Source organism: Paraburkholderia sp. EG286A, from assembly GCF_040965375.1.
GTDB lineage: Bacteria > Pseudomonadota > Gammaproteobacteria > Burkholderiales > Burkholderiaceae > Paraburkholderia.
The window spans coordinates 33,309-49,606 of sequence record NZ_JBFRCB010000003.1 but is presented as its reverse complement, the minus strand read 5'-3'; the positions used below and the strand labels follow the sequence as shown (position 1 = coordinate 49,606).

The following is a 16,298-nucleotide window of genomic DNA, read 5'->3' as shown; positions in this document are numbered from 1 at the left end:
CCGCGTCTTGAGCTGCCGGCTCGACCTGGGTCCACCACCCTGCTTCATCCGCCAAACGCAAAAAAGCCACGGTCTCGACCGTGGCTTTTTCCTGCTGATACGGACTGCTGCGTAATGGCTTGAATCAGCGCATCGCAGCCTTCATCGCTTCTTCCGTCAACCAGAAAGACTCCAGCAGATCCTGCTCGTTGAGATTGAGCCCATCTCCACCGCGATCGACGACGATGAAATCGCTCACTTCGTCCAACGCAATCAGCGGGTGATGCCAGACGCCCTTCGCATAATTCACGCCCTGCCAGCCGCGCGAAACGAACGCGCGAATCCGGGTGACGTCCAGATCGCCCGCTGGCGCGACCACCACGAGATACGGCTTGTCGTTGAGCGGCACGAATGCCTGACTGCCCAGCGGATGCCGTTCGAGCATCTTCACTTCGAACGGCAGCTCGCGCGGCTGCCCGCGAAAGAGATTCACGAGCGTGCGGCCGCCTTCGTCGGTCACATCCACTTTCGCGAGATCGTGAAAGCGGATGGTCGTGCCCAGATTGATTGGAATCTGCTTCGCGCCCGCGAGTTCGATCACGTCGCCGAAGGGCGCGAACGCTTCGGGCGTAAGCGGCTCGATCGTCAGCGTCGTCCTTGTTTCACTCATGATGGCCTCGTCAGCGTATCAGGCGAGCGTGCCCCAGAGGCGTACACGCGAAACGCCGCCGTCCGGGATGATATTGAAGCGCACGTGCGTAACCGGGCCAAGCGCCGCGAGTTCGCTTTCGTAGTAGTGCTGCTTGTCCATCTGCAGCTTCTGTTCGCCGAGCAGCACCGGCCAGAACATGGCCTGGGTCACGAGCGAGCTGTCCGTGCCGCCCACCACGCGCGCGGCCTGGAACGAGCAGCGATCGGGGTAGTTGCCCTTGAAGTGCGCCGTATCGACTTCGATCTTCTTGATGATGCCCGGCTGCGCAAGCGCGATGATTGCCCAGTCGTTGCCCGGCTCCCGGCGGCGGCGCGTTTCCCAGCCGTCGCCCATATTCACGCCGCGGCCCGGCATGAGCAGCGTGGAGGCCATGCCAAAGTGCTGGTTGTTCGCGCCAACGAGGTACGCGCCGTTTTCCATCGCGGCGAGGTCGAACAGTTCGGTACGGCTCGCGCCCGCCCAGTCCACCTGCGGCTGGCCGTACACGCGCAGACGCGCGATGCCGCCATCGGGATAGATATTCACGCGCAGGTGCGTGTACGGCTTGTCGCTCGACACTTCCACGTAATGGTGGCTATTGCCGTTCAACGAGGTCGAGGGGACGATCTCCGTCCATTGCGTCGTGGCAGTGGGTGCGCCATCGGCCACATACGCGCCCTCCACCGACGCCGCCGGCGGGTAGTTGCCCGTGAAGTGGCTCGTGTCGATATCGAGCCCCTTGATGACGCCGGGCCGCGCGAGCTTCACGATGCACCAGTCATAGCCGGTCGTGCGCTTGCGGCGCGTTTCCCAGCCGTCCATCCACTTGCCGTGTTCGTCGTACTTGCCCGGAATGAAGACGGCCGGCTCCGGATTGAGCATGCGATCCTTCGGCGCGAAGAAGTCGTCGCTCGCCTCGAGCGCCTGCGCGCCCAGGCGCGGGTCCGCGAGATTCACGAAGCGGCGCGTGAAATCGGGGGCGTTGGGGTCGAGAGTCGGGAGTGCCATCGTTGTCTTCCTTCGTGTCTTTTCTGTAGATCAAAACGGCGCGGCGCCCCTTCCGCGAAAAGCCGGGGGGCGCATCGCCACGTTACGCGTCGATCAGCTCGTCCAGCCTGAAGCGCGCAATGCGGTAAATCTGGTCGAGGCTCGCGCGCATTTCATCGGCGCGGCTGTTGTTCACGCGCGCCTCGAAGTTCGCGATGATGCCGTGGCGGTCATAGCCGCGCACCGCGAGAATGAATGGGAATCCGAACTTGTCGCGATAGGCGCCATTGAGCGCGACCAGCTTGTCGAACTCTTCCTGCGTGCACTGGTTCAGACCCGCCCCGCTTTGCTCGCGCGTGGATTCGGCGGTCAGCTCGCCGCGTACGGCGGCCTTGCCCGCAAGCTCCGGGTGGGCGTTGATGAGCGCAAGCTGCTGCGCTTCGCCCGAGGTTTCCACGGCCTGCGACATGGTGCGATGCAGCGCGTCGATGCTCGCAAACGGGCGCTGCTGCGCGGCCGCAGCGGCGACCCAGGGCGAGTGCTCGAAGATGCCCGAAAGCGCCGCCACGAAGGCGTCGACCGAGGCTTGATTCAGCTGTTCGAGGGTGTAGTGCATTGCCTTCATGCGGCGGCCCCGCGGTGGTCGTTCTGCTGCGGTTGATAGGGATGATGCTCGCGCCAGTGGCGCGCGATGTCCACGCGGCGCGTGACCCACACGCGCTCGTGTTTTTCGATGTGGTCGAGAAAGCGCTGCAGCGCGCGAAAACGCCCAGGGCGCCCGAGCAGCCGGCAGTGCATGCCGATCGAGAGCATCTTCGGCGCTTCGCCGCCTTCTTCGTAGAGCACGTCGAATGCGTCGCGCAAATAGGTAAAGAAGTGGTCCGCCGTGTTGAAGCCCTGGGGCGACGCGAAACGCATGTCGTTGGTGTCGAGCGTGTAAGGCACGATCAGTTGCGGCACCGACGTGCCGCCCGTGACCTCCACGTCCATCCAGAACGGCAGGTCGTCGCCGTAGTAATCGGAGTCGTAGAGGAAGCCGCCGTACTCGGCTACGAGGCGATGCGTGTTCGGGCTGTCGCGCCCCGTGTACCAGCCGAGCGGGCGCACGCCCGTCACACGCTCGATCGCTTCCATGCCGAGCTTCATATGCTCGGCCTCTTTGGCGGGCGAGACGTCCTGGTAGTGAATCCAGCGATACCCGTGGCATGCGATCTCGTGACCCAGCTCGACGAACGCGCGCGCGACTTCGGGATGACGCTCGATCGCCATGCCCACACCGAACACGGTGAGCGGCAGGCCGCGCTTTTCGAATTCGCGCAGGATGCGCCACACGCCCGCGCGCGAGCCATATTCGTAAATCGACTCCATGCTCATATGGCGCGCGGGATACGCCGCAGCGCCGACGATTTCGGAGAGGAACTGCTCGGAGCCGGGGTCGCCGTGCAGCACGCAGTTTTCGCCGCCCTCTTCGTAGTTGAGCACGAACTGCACCGCGACGCGCGCCTGACCGGGCCAGTTGGCCTGCACCGGATACCGGCCATAACCGATCAGATCGCGGGGATATTGGGGATCGAGTGGCATGCTGGTCGAATCAATCGAATAGAGAGAATGAAACGCTATATCCGCACAACGGCGAGGCACCGTGAAGCGGCCGCTGGCGCTGCTTTGCAGGGCCTCGCGGACGGTCCGCGCAACCTGCTTACAGGACCGGACCAGTGTAGCGAAATCACCCGTACGCGCCCATACGCACGCTCAGATAGTACGGGTCAAGCGAGGTGTATGTGGCCGCCCGATATGACGTGATCCGGGCGGCCATCTGCGCTTGCGCGCGCTGCGCGTTTACCCGTAACGCAGCGGCCGCACGGGCGGCGGCGTTTCCGTGGCCGGGGCGGGATTGGCCGGGCTGAAACGCGCGAATTCGCCGTCGTAACGCTTGGCGAGCGGCCGCGCGAAGTCGCCGCGCTTGGCGGTCGTGAGGCGCAACGCAACGAGCGCCTCCACCCACTTCACGGCGGCCGTCACGCCGTCGACCACCGGAACGCCGAGCGCGTCTTCCACCTGCGCGCATAAGCTCGTCATGCCCGCGCAACCGAGCACGATCGCGTCTGCGCCATCTTCTTCGAGCGCGCGGCCGCACTCGTCGACGATCGCGCGGCGCGCGGCCGATCCCGGTTCATCGAGTTCGAGCACGGCCACGTCGATTGCGCGCACGTTGCGGCAAAAACGCGTCATGCCGTAACGCTCCGCAAGGTGCCAGGCCATGGCCCGCGTGCGCGAGAGCGTCGTCACGACCGAGAAGCCCGGTGCAAGTACGCTCGCCGCATGCATCGCAGCTTCCGCGATGCCCACGACGGGCCCGCGCGCCAACTCGCGCGCCGCGTACAGGCCCGGGTCGCCAAAGCACGCGATGACGTAGCCGTCGAAGCCTTCGCGCTCGCCCGCCTCCACTTCGGCGAGCAGGCCAGGGGTGGCGAGCGCCTCGTCGTAATAGCCTTCGATCGACGGCGGGCCCATCGTCGGGCTCACCGCCACCACCTCCGTGCCCGGCGCGATCACGGCGCGCGCGCACTGCTCCATCGCGGCGGTCATACGCTGCGTGGTGTTCGGATTGATCAGTTTGATGCGCATTTCGATTCCTTCGTCGATGCCCGGTTTTGCGCGCAGCTCATGCGTTTGCGCGAGCGCGTTCGCCCATCGTGAGCGCGCGGTAGAACAACGCGCTGAGTGCGGCGCCGATGAACCACGAGAAGTTCGCCGCGCCGCCGAGCGAAGGCACCATCACGCAGAGAATCGCGATCACCGCGGCGGGCAGCAAGGCCGACACCGCGCGCCAGTTCACGCCGTTGCGATACCAGTACGCCCCCTTCGGCGACACCGAGTAGAGATCGTCCACGGCAAGACGTCCGCGCTTCACGAGATAAAAGTCGACGATCAGGACACCGTACAAAGGCCCGATGAAGGCGCCGAGTATGTCGAGCGTGTAGTGAATCACAGCCGGGTTGTTGAAGAGATTCCACGGCGTGATGAAGATCGAGGCCACGGCGGCGAGCATGCCACCCGCACGCCAGCTGATGAGCCGCGGCGCGACGTTGGAAAAATCGAACGCGGGCGAAACGAAGTTCGCGACGATGTTGATGCCGATGGTCGCGATCGTGAACGTGAGCGCGCCGAGAATCACCGCGGTCGGATGATCGATGCGGCCGACCGTTTCGACGGGATCGGTAATCAGTTCTCCGAACACAGGCAGCGTTGCCGACGTCGTGATGACCGTGACGAGCGAGAAGGCGAGGAAGTTGACCGGCAACCCCCAGAAGTTGCCCTTGTGCACGCTCTTGAGCGACTTGCCATAGCGCGAGAAGTCGCCGAAATTGAGCATCGGCCCCGAGAAATACGACACCACGAGCGAGATCGCCGTAATCATCACGGGAATCACTTCGGTACCGTGATACTTCACGCCGCCGAGATTCAGGCCGATGTTGTGCCAGCCCGCGCGATACACCATGTAGCCCGCGAGCGCGAACATCACGACATAAACAGCGGGCCCCGCGAAGTCGATGAACTTCTTGATGGTCTCCATGCCGTTCCAGAACACGAACGCCTGCAGCACCCAGAGTGTCATGAAGCCGGCCCAGCCGACCGCGGAAAGCCCGAGCAAGCCGTGCCTGTGCACGTCGGCGTATGGCATGAGTTGCGGAACGAACTTGAGCACGACGATCACGAGCGCGCTCGAAGCGAGATAGGTCTGGATGCCGTACCACGCCACGGCGATGAGGCCGCGAATCACGGCGGGAATGTTGGCGCCGAGCACGCCGAAGGTGCCGCGACACGCGACCGGATACGGCACCCCGTGACGCTGGCTCGGCCGCGCGATCAGGTTGCAGAGCACATTGACGATGGAGATGCCGACGATTAGCGCGACGAGCACTTGCCAGCTCGTGAGGCCGAGCGCGAAGAGGCTCCCCGCGAACACATAGCCGCCGACGCTATGCACGTCGGACATCCAGAACGCGAAGATGTTGTACGCGCCCCAGGTCTGCTCCTTGAGGGGAGCAAGGTCGTGGTTGTAGAGCCGCTCGCTGTAGCCGGCCGGCAAGCGCAGATTGTCTGCGGACTCGCTGCTTTCGCCAGATTCGAAGTTGGGCACTGCCGGACTGCCAGGTGACGCGCTGAACTGAGCCATGATCCGCTCCTTGGATGGATATGCCGACGGAAAAAAGACGCCTGAACGCCTCGAAACGCGTGCGTACCGCCGCTGGATGCGGCCGCCGCGATATCCCCGAATGGTCTGGCCTTCGCGGGCACTACGCCGGTCGCCGCCTGCTGGCGCCCTGTAACGCTGTGCCTGTTCTTGCCGTACGCATGCGCTGCATGCGCCCCACTCCATCCTGTTCAGCCGCGGCGCCACCGTTCGGAGTGGTCCGCCGCGCTTTACTGCAATCCGTTTCAGTGCCGCCTTAGCAGCGCTTCAGCGTGCAAGCGAGGTCGCCTCGCGCGCGCTGAACACTTCCTGCAAGTCGACCGAAGCGCCCGCCGGCCGGTCGAGCATCCTGAGCTCGACGCCCTGCAAGTGGCGCACCATCAGGTCGACGGCCTCTTTCTCGTCGCCGGCTTCGAGCGCCGCGAGAATGGCTTCGTGATCGTCGAACGAGCACGGACTGCGTCCCGGCGATTCGTAGAGCGCTGAAATCAGCGTCGAGCGCGCCACCAGCCCGCCCAGGCAATCGCACAGCACCGTATTGCCGGTGAGCGTGGCGAGCGACGTATGAAACTCGCCCGAAAGCCGGATCCACGTCGGAAAGTCGCGCCCTTCAAAGGCCTTGCGCTCGCGCCGGATCGTCTCGCCGATAGTCTTCAGCCGGCGGTTGCCATGCTGCGCGCTGCAAATGCGCCCCACTACTGCCAACTCGATGATCCGCCGCATCTCGAACACCTCGTGCACTTCCTGGAGCGACGGGCTTGCGACGAACGCGCCACGATTGGGCTCCAGATCCACGAGATGGTCCTTCGCGAGCAGCGCGAGCGCCTGGCGGATTGGGCCGCGCTTCACGCCAAATACTTCGCACAACTGCGCTTCGGTCAACTTCGCGCCGGGCGGCAGCCGGTGCTCGAGAATCGCTGCACGGATTCGCGCGGCGATTGCCTCGGGCTTCATGCCGGTTGCTTCGGCGTCGATATCGGTCTTTCGCATGGCTCGGTTCTCTATGTTGGGTATCCTAGGTTGGACACAAATATTGTCAACAATTTTGTGGGCGAACCTGGGGAAGATCCCCACGTCCGCGCCGCCTACTGCATGCCTCTTATCGGTGAAAGGCGCTTTATTTCGGGGAATTCAGCACCTGCATGGTGATTCACTGCCCCAATCCGGCCACATTTTTTGTCAACAATTTAGGAAACAAGCGTTGGCGTGAACATGGTCTGGCGCCACGCGGAATTGGCCGTTAGTTGCATAAGACTCCATGAAAAAAGCGCCCGAAAGCGCTTCTGTGTCAGCAGGAAATCAACTCAGATGCGGATACCCGCTCACGGTCAGCTCGAACCCGTGTGCGGTGGTGGTCAGCTGCGCCGGCGCGCCCATCGGCAGCGTGACCATATCCGGAATATGGCCGAACGGCAGGCCCGTCACCACCGGAATGCCAACCAAGGCACGCACCTGCTCCACCATTTCGCGCAGATCGTAGCCGTTGTCGTAATCGAACTGCTTGTGGCCGGTGAAGTCGCCCAGCACCAGGGCTTGCTGCCGGGCAAGAATGCCGGTCAGATGCAGCTGATAAATCATGCGTTCGATGCGGAACGGCTGTTCGTTCACGTCTTCGACGAACAGGATGCCGCCCTCGACCGGCGGCAGATATGGCGTGCCGATCAACGAAGTCAGCACGGCCAGGTTGCCGCCCCAGAGCGTGCCCGAAACACTCGTCGACTGGGCCTGCGGCGCGTTCACCTTGAGCGTGTAGTTCGGTTTCGAGAGCGCGTCCCAGAAGTGATGCATCGTGAAGCTGCTGAGACTCTCGGCGCCGAAGTCGCTGCAGAGCATCGGGCCGCCGAACGTCGTGAGCCCGGCGCGTGCGAGCAGCGCGAGCTGGATGGCGGTGAAATCGCTATGCCCCACGAACGCGATGGGCTGATCTGTCAAACGCCGCTGCAGTCCGTCGTAATCGAGACCGTGCAGGATGCGCACCGCGCCGTAGCCGCCACGCACGGCGAGTACGATGTCCGGCAGGTCACGCGACGGGTCGGCGAGGCGATTCAGTTCGGCCGCGCGCTGGCCATCCGTGCCGGCAAAGCGCTGATAGCGCCGCTCGGTCGCCTGCACGCCGTTGACGTGATGGCCTTGCGCCCGCAACCGGGCAAGCGCACGGTGCACCGCTTCCGAATCATGCGGATAACCGGATGGAGCAACCAGCTCGATGGTGCGATGAATGGTCATGTCGAATTCGATTCAACCGTGAGGTTCAACCCGCGGGTTCGTCCGGACCGGCGCCGCCAGCCGCTTCCTGCGCTTGCTCAGCCTGTTCCCGGGCCTTGCGGCGCGCTTCCCGGCTCGCGCGTCGGCGGTCAGCGAAGAACGCGCGCAGCGCCTCGCCGCACTCGTGGGCCAGCACGCCTCCGGACACGCTCGTGTGATGATTGAGCTGCTCGTTGGCGAAGGCGTCGACCACGCTGCCGCATGCGCCGGTTTTCGGGTCATGCGCGCCGAACACCACACGTGCGATGCGCGCGTGCATGATCGCGCCGGCACACATCAGGCACGGTTCAAGGGTCACATAGAGTTCGCAGCCGGGCAAGCGGTAGTTACCCAGCGCGTGCGCGCCCGCGCGCAAGGCCGCCATTTCGGCGTGCGCGGAGGGATCGTGCGCGCCGATCGGGTGATTGAAGCCCGAGGCGATCACTTCGTCGCCACGCACGAGCACCGCGCCCACCGGCACTTCACCGGCGGCGCGCGCCTCTTCGGCGGCGGTCTGCGCGAGGCGCATGAAATGCCGGTCGCGCTCGGAGACGGAATCGGGTTGGCAGTCGGAGTCAGGCGCGGCGGTGGACGCCGTCACGAGCGGATCGGCGGGAACCGATCCGGCAGGCGAAGTGACCACCGGGTGCGCCTCTTCGCGTTCGCCGCCGGGGGCGTCTGGCTGGACGGGAGAGCCCGTCACGCCGCCCCCGCCGGGAGCCCCGGGAGGCCGGGCTCGCCGCCCGCTGCGCGTTCGGACAAACGCTCCGCGATGCGGCGGCGATATTCGTGCGGCACGACCATCGGTCCGCCGCGCAAGGATTCGAGCGCCATGTCGAGCGCCAGCATGCGCGCGCGCAGACGGCATTGCGCGGCCTTGTCGCCCACCGTGGCGAGCTCGTCCTCGAGGTCGCGCAAGGCCCGCAGCTGTTCGACTGCGGGCGGCACGAAGCCCGCGTTCTTCAGGATGCGGTGGGCTATGCGCACTTCTTCGGGCACGAGCAGGTCGTCGTCGAGCGTCTGCGGCGCACCGGCGCCGGGCAGGTCGTCGAAGTCACCGCGCGCGGCCGCGGCGGCAATCCGTTGTTCGACGAGGGCATCAAGCAATTTCATCAGCAATCCACTACGTTGCGGCTCACGCATTCTATCAGGGGAAGACCTGGAAGACCGTGCGCGGCCGGCATGTGTGCCATCTACCGCCTGCAGCTTGACAGACCGGCGGTTTGATGCGGATGAACTGACACTGGCGACGAAATCGGGAATCGTTTGATGGCAGGCGGCGTTGCCGGTGGATGCTGCATGCGGTTCTGGGGGCTGGACGCGAAAACGCCGCTGGCGTGTCCGGCTCATACCGGCACACCAGCGGCGCTGGAAACATCCAGGGGCATTCAGCCCCGCCCTTCCCTTAGTCCTTCATCACCTTGCCGACCGCGTCGACCACCACGCTCACGTTCTTCTCGTTCAGGCCTGCCACGCACATGCGGCCCGAGCGCAGGATGTACACGCCGAATTCCGCTTTCAGGCGCTCGACCTGCTTCTCGCTCAAGCCCGTGTACGTGAACATGCCGCGCTGCTTCACGTAGCGCGCGAGCGCCGCTTCGCCGGCATGCGCGCGCAGGCCGTCGTGAATCGCCACGCGCATGCGCGCAATGCGCTCGCACATGGCCGCCAGCTCCTGCTCCCACGACGCCTTCAGATCCGGCGTGCCCAGCACGCGCGTGACGATCTTCGCGCCGTGCGTCGGCGGATTGCTGTAGTTCGCGCGCACCGAGCCCGTGAGCTGGCCGAGCACGCGATCGGCAGCCGCCGCGTCTTCGCAGATCACGTGCAGGCCACCGCAACGCTCGCCGTAGAGCGAGAAGTTCTTCGAGAACGAATTCGCCACGAGCGCCGGCACGCCGCGGCGCGCAAGCTCGCGCACCGCGAACGCGTCGTCCTCGAGGCCCGCGCCGAAGCCCTGATACGCCATATCGACGAACGGCAGCAGGTCGCGCTTTTGCAGCACATCGATCAGCTGCTCCCATTGCGCGCGATCGAGGTCGACGCCCGTCGGGTTATGGCAGCACGCGTGCAACAGGACGACACTCTTCGCCGGCAGCGCGTCGATGGCCGAGAGCATCGCCTCGAACTTCAGGCCGCCCGTCACCTCGTCGTAGTACGGGTACGTGTTCACCGTGAAGCCCGCGCGCTCGAAGATGAAGCGATGGTTCTCCCACGTCGGATCGCTCACCCACACCTGGCTGGTCGCAAAGTAGCGCTTGATGAAATCGGCGCCCACCTTGAGCGCGCCCGAGCCGCCCAGCGTCTGCACGGTCGCGATGCGGCCGGCCGCGCGCGACGGGCAGTCGGCGCCGAACACCAGTGCCTGCACGGCGTCGCGATACTGCGCGAAGCCGGCCATCGGCAGATACGGCTTCGGACCCGGCTCCTCGAGAATCGCCGCCTCGGCCGCGTGAACGGCCTTCATGACGGGCAAACGGCCTTCGTCGTCGAAGTAGATGCCAATGCTCAGATTGACCTTGTTCTGACGCGGGTCCTTCTGGAAGTTCTCGTTGAGCGAGAGGATCGGGTCGCCGGGGTAGGCATCGATGTGTTCGAACATGCTGTTTAACTCTCTGGACGAAATTCGGGACGGTAATGGCGGGCAGCGGTTACGGTGCCGGCACGCCGCGTTGCAGCGCCGGCGCCGACTTGCGGCACCACAGGCGGTAGGCGAGCCCAAGCACGCCCAGCCAGACCGGAATCAGGTACACGGAAATGCGCAGATCCGGAATCAGATACATTACAACGAGAATGCCGCCGAGGAACGCGAGACACACGTAATTCGTGAGCGGATAGCCGAGGCTGCGGAACGTGGTCGTCTGACCGGTGCGTGCCTTCTCGCGGCGGAACTTCAGGTGAATCAGGCTGATCATCGCCCAGTTGATGATGAGTGCGGACACGACAAGTCCCATCAGCAGTTCGAAGGCCTTGCCCGGCATGAAGTAGTTGATGATCACGCAGGCCGCCGTGACGAACGCCGACACACCGAGCGCCGCCAGCGGAATGCCGCGCCGGCTCACCTTGAGCAGCGCCTTCGGCGCATTGCCCTGCTGCGCGAGACCATAGAGCATGCGGCTGTTGCAGTACACGCCGCTGTTGTAGACCGAGAGCGCCGCCGTCAGCACGACGAGGTTCAGCACGTTGGCCACGAGGTCGCTGTTCATCGCGTGGAAGATCAGCACGAAGGGGCTGCCGCCGGCCACGACCTTCTGCCACGGGTAGAGCGAGAGCAGCACGCCGAGCGCGCCGATGTAGAAAATCAGGATGCGGTAGATCACCTGGTTCGTCGCGCGCGGAATGCTGTGCGAGGGATCATCGGCCTCTGCCGCGGTGATGCCGACCAGCTCCAGCCCGCCGAACGAGAACATCACGACCGCCATGGCCATGACGAGACCCGAGACGCCGTGCGGGAAGAAACCGCCATTGCGCCAGAGGTTCGACACACTCGCTTCAGGACCCGCCGAGCCCGAGAACAGCAGCCAGCCGCCGAAGGCGATCATGCCGACGATCGCGAGCACCTTGACGATGGCGAACCAGAACTCGAGCTCGCCGTACGACTTGACGCTCGTGAGGTTGATGGCGTTGATCACCACGAAGAACACCAGCGCCGAGACCCATGTGGGCAGCGTCGGCCACCAGTAGTGCATGTAGATGCCGACCGCCGAAAGCTCGGCCATGCTCACGAGGATGTAGAGCACCCAGTAGTTCCAGCCCGACAGAAAGCCCGCGAACGGGCCGAAATACTTGTCGGCAAAATAGCTGAACGAACCGGCGACGGGCTCGTCCACGACCATCTCGCCCAGTTGCCGCATGATGAAGAACGCAATGATGCCGGCGACACCGTAGCCGAGCAGCACCGAAGGGCCGGCCGTCTGAATCGTCTGCGCAATGCCGAGGAACAGGCCCGTGCCGATCGCCCCGCCCAACGCAATGAGCTGGATGTGGCGATTCTTGAGGCCGCGTTTTAGCTGGCCGCGATTTTCACGCGTGTCGTTTGAAACCATGTCTCGTCCTGTCTCCGACTTATCTGCGCGGGGCCGAAGCATCCGGGTAGGACGCCGGCTCCGCTCCACGAAATAAAATTGCGCGCACAACGTTCTGCATCGGCGCGCTGCCGGGCGTGGCGGTCTTGCCCGCCAGCCCGATCGGGTGCGCCCAGTGTATAGTTGACGCGGAAAAATATGATTTCATCTCGTACGCAGGCAAACCCTGATTGATACAATTCCCTCTCGCCTCAAACCCATCTCACGCAAGATAAATGCAAAATCTCGCGCTCGATACGATCGACATGCGGCTTCTCGCCGCACTGCAGGAGCGCGGCCGCGCTTCGAACCTCGAACTCGCGGCCGCGATCAAGCTCTCGCCCGCGCAGACGCTCAGGCGTCACCGGCGGCTCGAGGAGCTCGGCGTGATCCGGCGCTACGAGACGCGCCTCGACGCGCAGGCACTCGGCTTCGGCGTGGTCGCCTTCATTCAGGTAACGATGGAGCGCGGGCACATGCGCGAGCTCGTCAAGTTCAAGGAACTCGTCGCGACGTTGCCGCAGGTGCAGGAGTGCTACTCCGTGACTGGCGATATCGACTACGTTCTGAAGGTGGTGGCGCGCGATCTCAAGGCGCTTTCCGAGTTCCTGCTCGATACGCTGATGCGCGCGCCCGGCGTGAACAGCGTGCAGTCGATCGTCTGCCTCGATGAACTCAAGGGGACGAGCGCGATGCCGCTGGAAGCCTGAGACAAGCGCACCAGGTCCGTCTGGCGGGGTTTTTCGGCGAAAGCGCAATTTTATCTCATCGGCGGCCCGCTGGCGGCGCCGCAGGACCGGCTGATGAAATAGTCTTGCTAAAAGGCCCATCGTGCTCTAAAAAACAGGCTAGTTAGCATGTCTCCCGGCCACCCTGGACACTGCAACGGGCGGCCTCACAAGCGCGAGCGCGACAGTCCATGAGTCTTCTTGAGCTCAGAGGCATTTCCAGGCATTTTGGCGCCATTCAGGCACTGACCGACGTAACGTTGAGCCTGGAACCCGGCCAGGTGGTCGGACTCATGGGCGACAACGGGGCCGGAAAATCGACGCTGGTGAAGGTCATCGCCGGCAACTTCCCGCCCTCTCACGGCGAAGTCCTCATCGACGGCAAGCCCGTTCATTTCAGCCGCCCCGTGGATGCCCGCGCCAAGGGCATCGAGGTCGTCTATCAGGACCTCGCGCTCTGCGACAACCTCACGGCGGCGGCCAACGTCTTTCTCGGGCGCGAGCCGCGCATCGGCATATGGCCCTTTCGCGTGCTCGATCACGCGGCCATGTACCGGCGCGCCGCCGAACTGTTCAAGGAACTGAAGTCCGAAACGCGCCCGCGCGATCTCGTCCGGCAGATGTCGGGCGGCCAGCGCCAGGCCGTGGCGATTGCGCGCACGCGACTGTCCGAGGCGCGGCTCGTGCTCATGGACGAACCCACCGCCGCGATCAGCGTGCGCCAGGTAGTGCAGGTGCTCGACCTCATCAAACGCCTGTCCGAACACGGTATTGCCGTGATTCTCATCAGTCACCGCATGCCCGACGTTTTCGAAGTCGCCCACCGCGTGGTCGTCATGCGGCGCGGGCGCATGGTTGCGGACAAGCAGATCGAAGCCTCGTCGCCGGAGGAAGTCACCGGCCTGATCACCGGAGCCATCGCCGCCGCCTGAAGCGGCCCGCGCGACTGCGTTGCATGGGGCCGCACCAAGCGCTAAAGCGCCAAGTGCGCGCCGACAGCTTTGCATGGGGCCGCACTAAGCGCTAAAGCGCTAAGTGCGCGCCGACAGCTTTGCATGGGGCCGCACCAAGCGCTAAAGCGCCAAGTGCGCGCCGACAGCTTTGCATGGGGCCGCACCAAGCGCTAAAGCGCTAAGTGCGGCCGACAGGAGACCCGAAATTGAACGATGCGCCGCAAAGGCCGAACCCGATGCCAACACTGCTTGACGATCCCCAATCCGCGAAGACCCACACCCGCTGGAGCGGACTGCTCGCAAGCCAGGTGTTCTGGGTGGTGCTCGCGACGCTCGCCGCCTGCGTCCTGCTCTCGTTCGTCACCTCGACGTTCGCGACCCAGCAAAATCTATTCAACGTCACGCGCAACTTCGCCTTCGTCGCCATCGTTGCGCTGGGGATGATGGCCATTATCGTCACGGGCGGGATCGACATTTCGGTCGGCTCGACGATCGGCCTGAGCGGCATCGTGCTCTCCGTCACGATGAACGCGGGCTACCCGATCTGGGCCGGCATCGGCCTCGGCCTGCTCACGGCGGGCGTGGTCGGCCTCGTGAACGGCCTGCTCATCGCCTATCTCAACATGCAGCCGTTCGTCGTGACGCTCGGCATGCTGAGCGTGGGCCGCAGCCTCGCGCTCGTGATCTCCGGGAGCCGGACCATCTTCGAATTCGGACCCGACGGGCACAAGCTCCTCGTGCTCGGCGGCGGCAAAACGCTCGGCGTGGCCAATCCCGTGTGGTTTCTGATCGTCCTCGGCGTGCTGTTCTGGTTCGCCTTCGCCTTCACGCGCTGGGGCCGCTATGTCTTCGCGGTCGGCGGCAACCGTCATGCGGCCAATCTCACGGGCGTGCCGGTACGGCGCGTGATCTGCTCGGTCTATGTGCTGGGCGGCCTGATGGCAGGCGTCGCCGCCGTTCTCGAAGTGGGCTGGCTCGGCGCCGTGACCACCGGCCTCGGCACCGGCGACGAACTACGCGTGATCGCCGCCACGGTGATCGGCGGCACCAATCTCGCGGGCGGCGTGGGCAGCGCGTTCGGCACGATCGTCGGCGCCGCGCTCATCGAAGTGATCCGCAACAGCCTGATCCTGCTCGGCGTCGATTCGTTCTGGCAGGGCACGGTCGTGGGCGGCTTCATCATCATCGCCGTGCTGTTCAACCGGCTCGGCGGCGAGCGGCAAGGAGACTGAACGGAATTCAGGGAGGCGCGGCCGGACTGCAAGCGGAACCACCGGCCGTCAGCCATCACAAGAAACGCGGCTAGTTTCGCGCGAGGTTCCGCCGAAAGCCCAAGGCACGGGCGCGGGCTTTCCTTCCGATGACGAAAACTGTACGAGACACGCGCGCCGTACAACCGGCGCCGAACAGGAGGAAACCATGAAGAATGCGTGGAAGTATCTCGCTGCGATCGGAGGGCTCGCCATGCTGGCCTCTTCCGCCTATGCAGCCGACAAGACCCTCGCGCTGGTCGTGAAGGGCCTCGACAATCCGTACTTCGACCTCATGCACCAAGGCTGCGACCGGGCCAACAAGGAGCTCAGCAAACAGGGCTACAACTGCTACTACACGGGCCCCGCGACGGCCGCGGACGAAAGCGCCGAAGTGCAGATCGTCGACGACCTGCTGACCAAGGGCGTCGCGGCGATTGCGATTTCGCCGTCGAACGCGCCGGCCATCGCCGAAGTAATCCGCCGCCGTAACGCGAAGATCCCGATCATCACCGCGGACGCCGACCTGCTGCCGAAGGACCAGTCGTTACGCAAGTCTTATGTCGGCACCGACAACTACGAGCTGGGCGTGAAGCTCGGCGAGCAGCTGAAGACGCTGATGCCCAAGGGCGGCAACATCTGTCTCGTGATGGGCAACCCAGCGGCCGAGAACATCAACCAGCGCGCCCAGGGCACGCGCGACGTGCTCTCGGGCAAGAAAGGCATCAAGAAGCTGGCGGGCGAAAACAACTGGCATGAGATCAGCGCGTGCCCGCTCTACGTGAACGACGACGCCGCGAAAGCGAACCAGATGATGCAGGACACGCTCACTGCGAACGCCAGCACGCTGCAGGCGTTCGTGTTCGAGGGCGGCTGGCCGCTCTTCGCACCCGAGGCGTATTCGCAGGTCGTCGCGCCGATCATGGACAAGATCAACAGCGGCCAGTTCGTGATCGTTTCAGCCGATACGCTCGGGCCGGAGCTGCAGGCCCTCAAGGACCACAAGGTCAATGCGCTGGTCGGGCAGCGGCCTGAGGAAATGGGCTATCAGGCGGCGATGGTGATGCGCGACCTCGCCGCAGGCAAGACGGTCAAGCCGATCGTTCACACGGGTCTCGATGTTTGCACCTGGAAGAACGCGGATACGTGCCTGAAGCATTGAGCGCCGGAAGTAAAAAACCCGCGCCGGCACACGGTGCCGAAC

The 16,298-nt window shown here is 64.5% G+C and carries 16 protein-coding genes; 4 read left to right on the top strand and 12 right to left on the bottom strand.

The annotated features are described in order from the left end of the window. Positions 1–124: 124 nt before the first annotated feature. The 12 genes from AB4Y35_RS12965 to AB4Y35_RS12910 form a co-directional block, all read right to left on the bottom strand. Entirely contained in the window at positions 125–649 is a 525-nt protein-coding gene (locus AB4Y35_RS12965; RefSeq protein WP_368704688.1) for an ureidoglycolate lyase, read from the bottom strand. 18 nt (positions 650–667) lie between these two features. Continuing rightward, entirely contained in the window at positions 668–1,678 is a 1,011-nt protein-coding gene (gene alc, locus AB4Y35_RS12960) for an allantoicase (protein WP_368704687.1), read from the bottom strand. Between the two features lie 82 nt (positions 1,679–1,760). Continuing rightward, positions 1,761–2,282 (bottom strand): 2-oxo-4-hydroxy-4-carboxy-5-ureidoimidazoline decarboxylase, encoded by a 522-nt coding sequence (uraD, locus tag AB4Y35_RS12955; protein ID WP_324146698.1) that lies wholly within the window; start codon positions 2,280–2,282, stop codon positions 1,761–1,763. Continuing rightward, complete coding sequence (gene puuE, locus AB4Y35_RS12950; protein WP_368704686.1) at positions 2,279–3,238, bottom strand: allantoinase PuuE; 960 nt, start codon at positions 3,236–3,238, stop codon at positions 2,279–2,281. The genes uraD and puuE overlap by 4 nt, the downstream gene beginning before the upstream one ends. Before the next feature lie 258 nt (positions 3,239–3,496). After that, positions 3,497–4,285, bottom strand: a complete 789-nt coding sequence (locus AB4Y35_RS12945; protein WP_368704685.1) for an aspartate/glutamate racemase family protein — start codon at positions 4,283–4,285, stop codon at positions 3,497–3,499. Between the two features lie 37 nt (positions 4,286–4,322). Continuing rightward, on the bottom strand, positions 4,323–5,837 hold the full coding sequence (locus tag AB4Y35_RS12940; protein ID WP_368686108.1) for an NCS1 family nucleobase:cation symporter-1: 1,515 nt from the start codon (positions 5,835–5,837) through the stop codon (positions 4,323–4,325). Positions 5,838–6,122: 285 nt separating this feature from the next. Next, complete coding sequence (locus tag AB4Y35_RS12935) at positions 6,123–6,845, bottom strand: GntR family transcriptional regulator (RefSeq protein ID WP_321925473.1); 723 nt, start codon at positions 6,843–6,845, stop codon at positions 6,123–6,125. Positions 6,846–7,154: 309 nt separating this feature from the next. Continuing rightward, a complete protein-coding gene (gene ldcA / locus AB4Y35_RS12930) occupies positions 7,155–8,081 on the bottom strand; it encodes a muramoyltetrapeptide carboxypeptidase (RefSeq protein ID WP_368704684.1) in 927 nt (308 codons plus the stop codon). A gap of 25 nt (positions 8,082–8,106) precedes the next feature. Continuing rightward, positions 8,107–8,700, bottom strand: a complete 594-nt coding sequence (gene tadA / locus AB4Y35_RS12925) for a tRNA adenosine(34) deaminase TadA (protein WP_368705397.1) — start codon at positions 8,698–8,700, stop codon at positions 8,107–8,109. Between the two features lie 98 nt (positions 8,701–8,798). Beyond that, positions 8,799–9,212: a DnaJ family domain-containing protein gene (locus AB4Y35_RS12920; RefSeq protein ID WP_368704683.1), complete on the bottom strand. Its 414-nt coding sequence runs from the start codon at positions 9,210–9,212 to the stop codon at positions 8,799–8,801. 292 nt (positions 9,213–9,504) lie between these two features. Further along, complete coding sequence (locus AB4Y35_RS12915; RefSeq protein ID WP_368704682.1) at positions 9,505–10,701, bottom strand: amino acid aminotransferase; 1,197 nt, start codon at positions 10,699–10,701, stop codon at positions 9,505–9,507. A 49-nt stretch (positions 10,702–10,750) separates the two neighbouring features. After that, the gene (locus AB4Y35_RS12910; protein WP_368704681.1) at positions 10,751–12,145 is read right to left on the bottom strand and encodes an amino acid permease; all 1,395 of its coding nucleotides are present in this window, start codon (positions 12,143–12,145) and stop codon (positions 10,751–10,753) included. Positions 12,146–12,399: 254 nt separating this feature from the next. On the opposite strand from AB4Y35_RS12910, the gene AB4Y35_RS12905 reads away from it, so the two are divergent. The 4 genes from AB4Y35_RS12905 (at position 12,400) to AB4Y35_RS12890 (ending at position 16,256) form a co-directional block, all read left to right on the top strand. Beyond that, positions 12,400–12,873: an Lrp/AsnC family transcriptional regulator gene (locus AB4Y35_RS12905; RefSeq protein WP_069265638.1), complete on the top strand. Its 474-nt coding sequence runs from the start codon at positions 12,400–12,402 to the stop codon at positions 12,871–12,873. Positions 12,874–13,082: 209 nt separating this feature from the next. Further along, on the top strand, positions 13,083–13,823 hold the full coding sequence (locus AB4Y35_RS12900) for an ATP-binding cassette domain-containing protein (RefSeq protein WP_368686114.1): 741 nt from the start codon (positions 13,083–13,085) through the stop codon (positions 13,821–13,823). Between the two features lie 257 nt (positions 13,824–14,080). Then, positions 14,081–15,076, top strand: a complete 996-nt coding sequence (locus AB4Y35_RS12895; protein WP_368704680.1) for an ABC transporter permease — start codon at positions 14,081–14,083, stop codon at positions 15,074–15,076. A gap of 187 nt (positions 15,077–15,263) precedes the next feature. After that, entirely contained in the window at positions 15,264–16,256 is a 993-nt protein-coding gene (locus tag AB4Y35_RS12890) for a sugar-binding protein (RefSeq protein WP_368704679.1), read from the top strand. Positions 16,257–16,298: the final 42 nt, after the last annotated feature.

Coding starts and splice junctions, on each gene's coding strand:
- ldcA (WP_368704684.1), bottom strand. CDS start 8,081: ATGACCATTCATCGCACCATCGAGCTGGTTGCTCCATCCGGTTATCCG.
- alc (WP_368704687.1), bottom strand. CDS start 1,678: ATGGCACTCCCGACTCTCGACCCCAACGCCCCCGATTTCACGCGCCGC.
- AB4Y35_RS12965 (WP_368704688.1), bottom strand. CDS start 649: ATGAGTGAAACAAGGACGACGCTGACGATCGAGCCGCTTACGCCCGAA.
- AB4Y35_RS12900 (WP_368686114.1), top strand. CDS start 13,083: ATGAGTCTTCTTGAGCTCAGAGGCATTTCCAGGCATTTTGGCGCCATT.
- AB4Y35_RS12945 (WP_368704685.1), bottom strand. CDS start 4,285: ATGCGCATCAAACTGATCAATCCGAACACCACGCAGCGTATGACCGCC.
- uraD (WP_324146698.1), bottom strand. CDS start 2,282: ATGAAGGCAATGCACTACACCCTCGAACAGCTGAATCAAGCCTCGGTC.
- AB4Y35_RS12920 (WP_368704683.1), bottom strand. CDS start 9,212: ATGAAATTGCTTGATGCCCTCGTCGAACAACGGATTGCCGCCGCGGCC.
- AB4Y35_RS12935 (WP_321925473.1), bottom strand. CDS start 6,845: ATGCGAAAGACCGATATCGACGCCGAAGCAACCGGCATGAAGCCCGAG.
- puuE (WP_368704686.1), bottom strand. CDS start 3,238: ATGCCACTCGATCCCCAATATCCCCGCGATCTGATCGGTTATGGCCGG.
- AB4Y35_RS12915 (WP_368704682.1), bottom strand. CDS start 10,701: ATGTTCGAACACATCGATGCCTACCCCGGCGACCCGATCCTCTCGCTC.
- AB4Y35_RS12890 (WP_368704679.1), top strand. CDS start 15,264: ATGAAGAATGCGTGGAAGTATCTCGCTGCGATCGGAGGGCTCGCCATG.
- AB4Y35_RS12895 (WP_368704680.1), top strand. CDS start 14,081: ATGCCAACACTGCTTGACGATCCCCAATCCGCGAAGACCCACACCCGC.
- AB4Y35_RS12910 (WP_368704681.1), bottom strand. CDS start 12,145: ATGGTTTCAAACGACACGCGTGAAAATCGCGGCCAGCTAAAACGCGGC.
- AB4Y35_RS12905 (WP_069265638.1), top strand. CDS start 12,400: ATGCAAAATCTCGCGCTCGATACGATCGACATGCGGCTTCTCGCCGCA.
- AB4Y35_RS12940 (WP_368686108.1), bottom strand. CDS start 5,837: ATGGCTCAGTTCAGCGCGTCACCTGGCAGTCCGGCAGTGCCCAACTTC.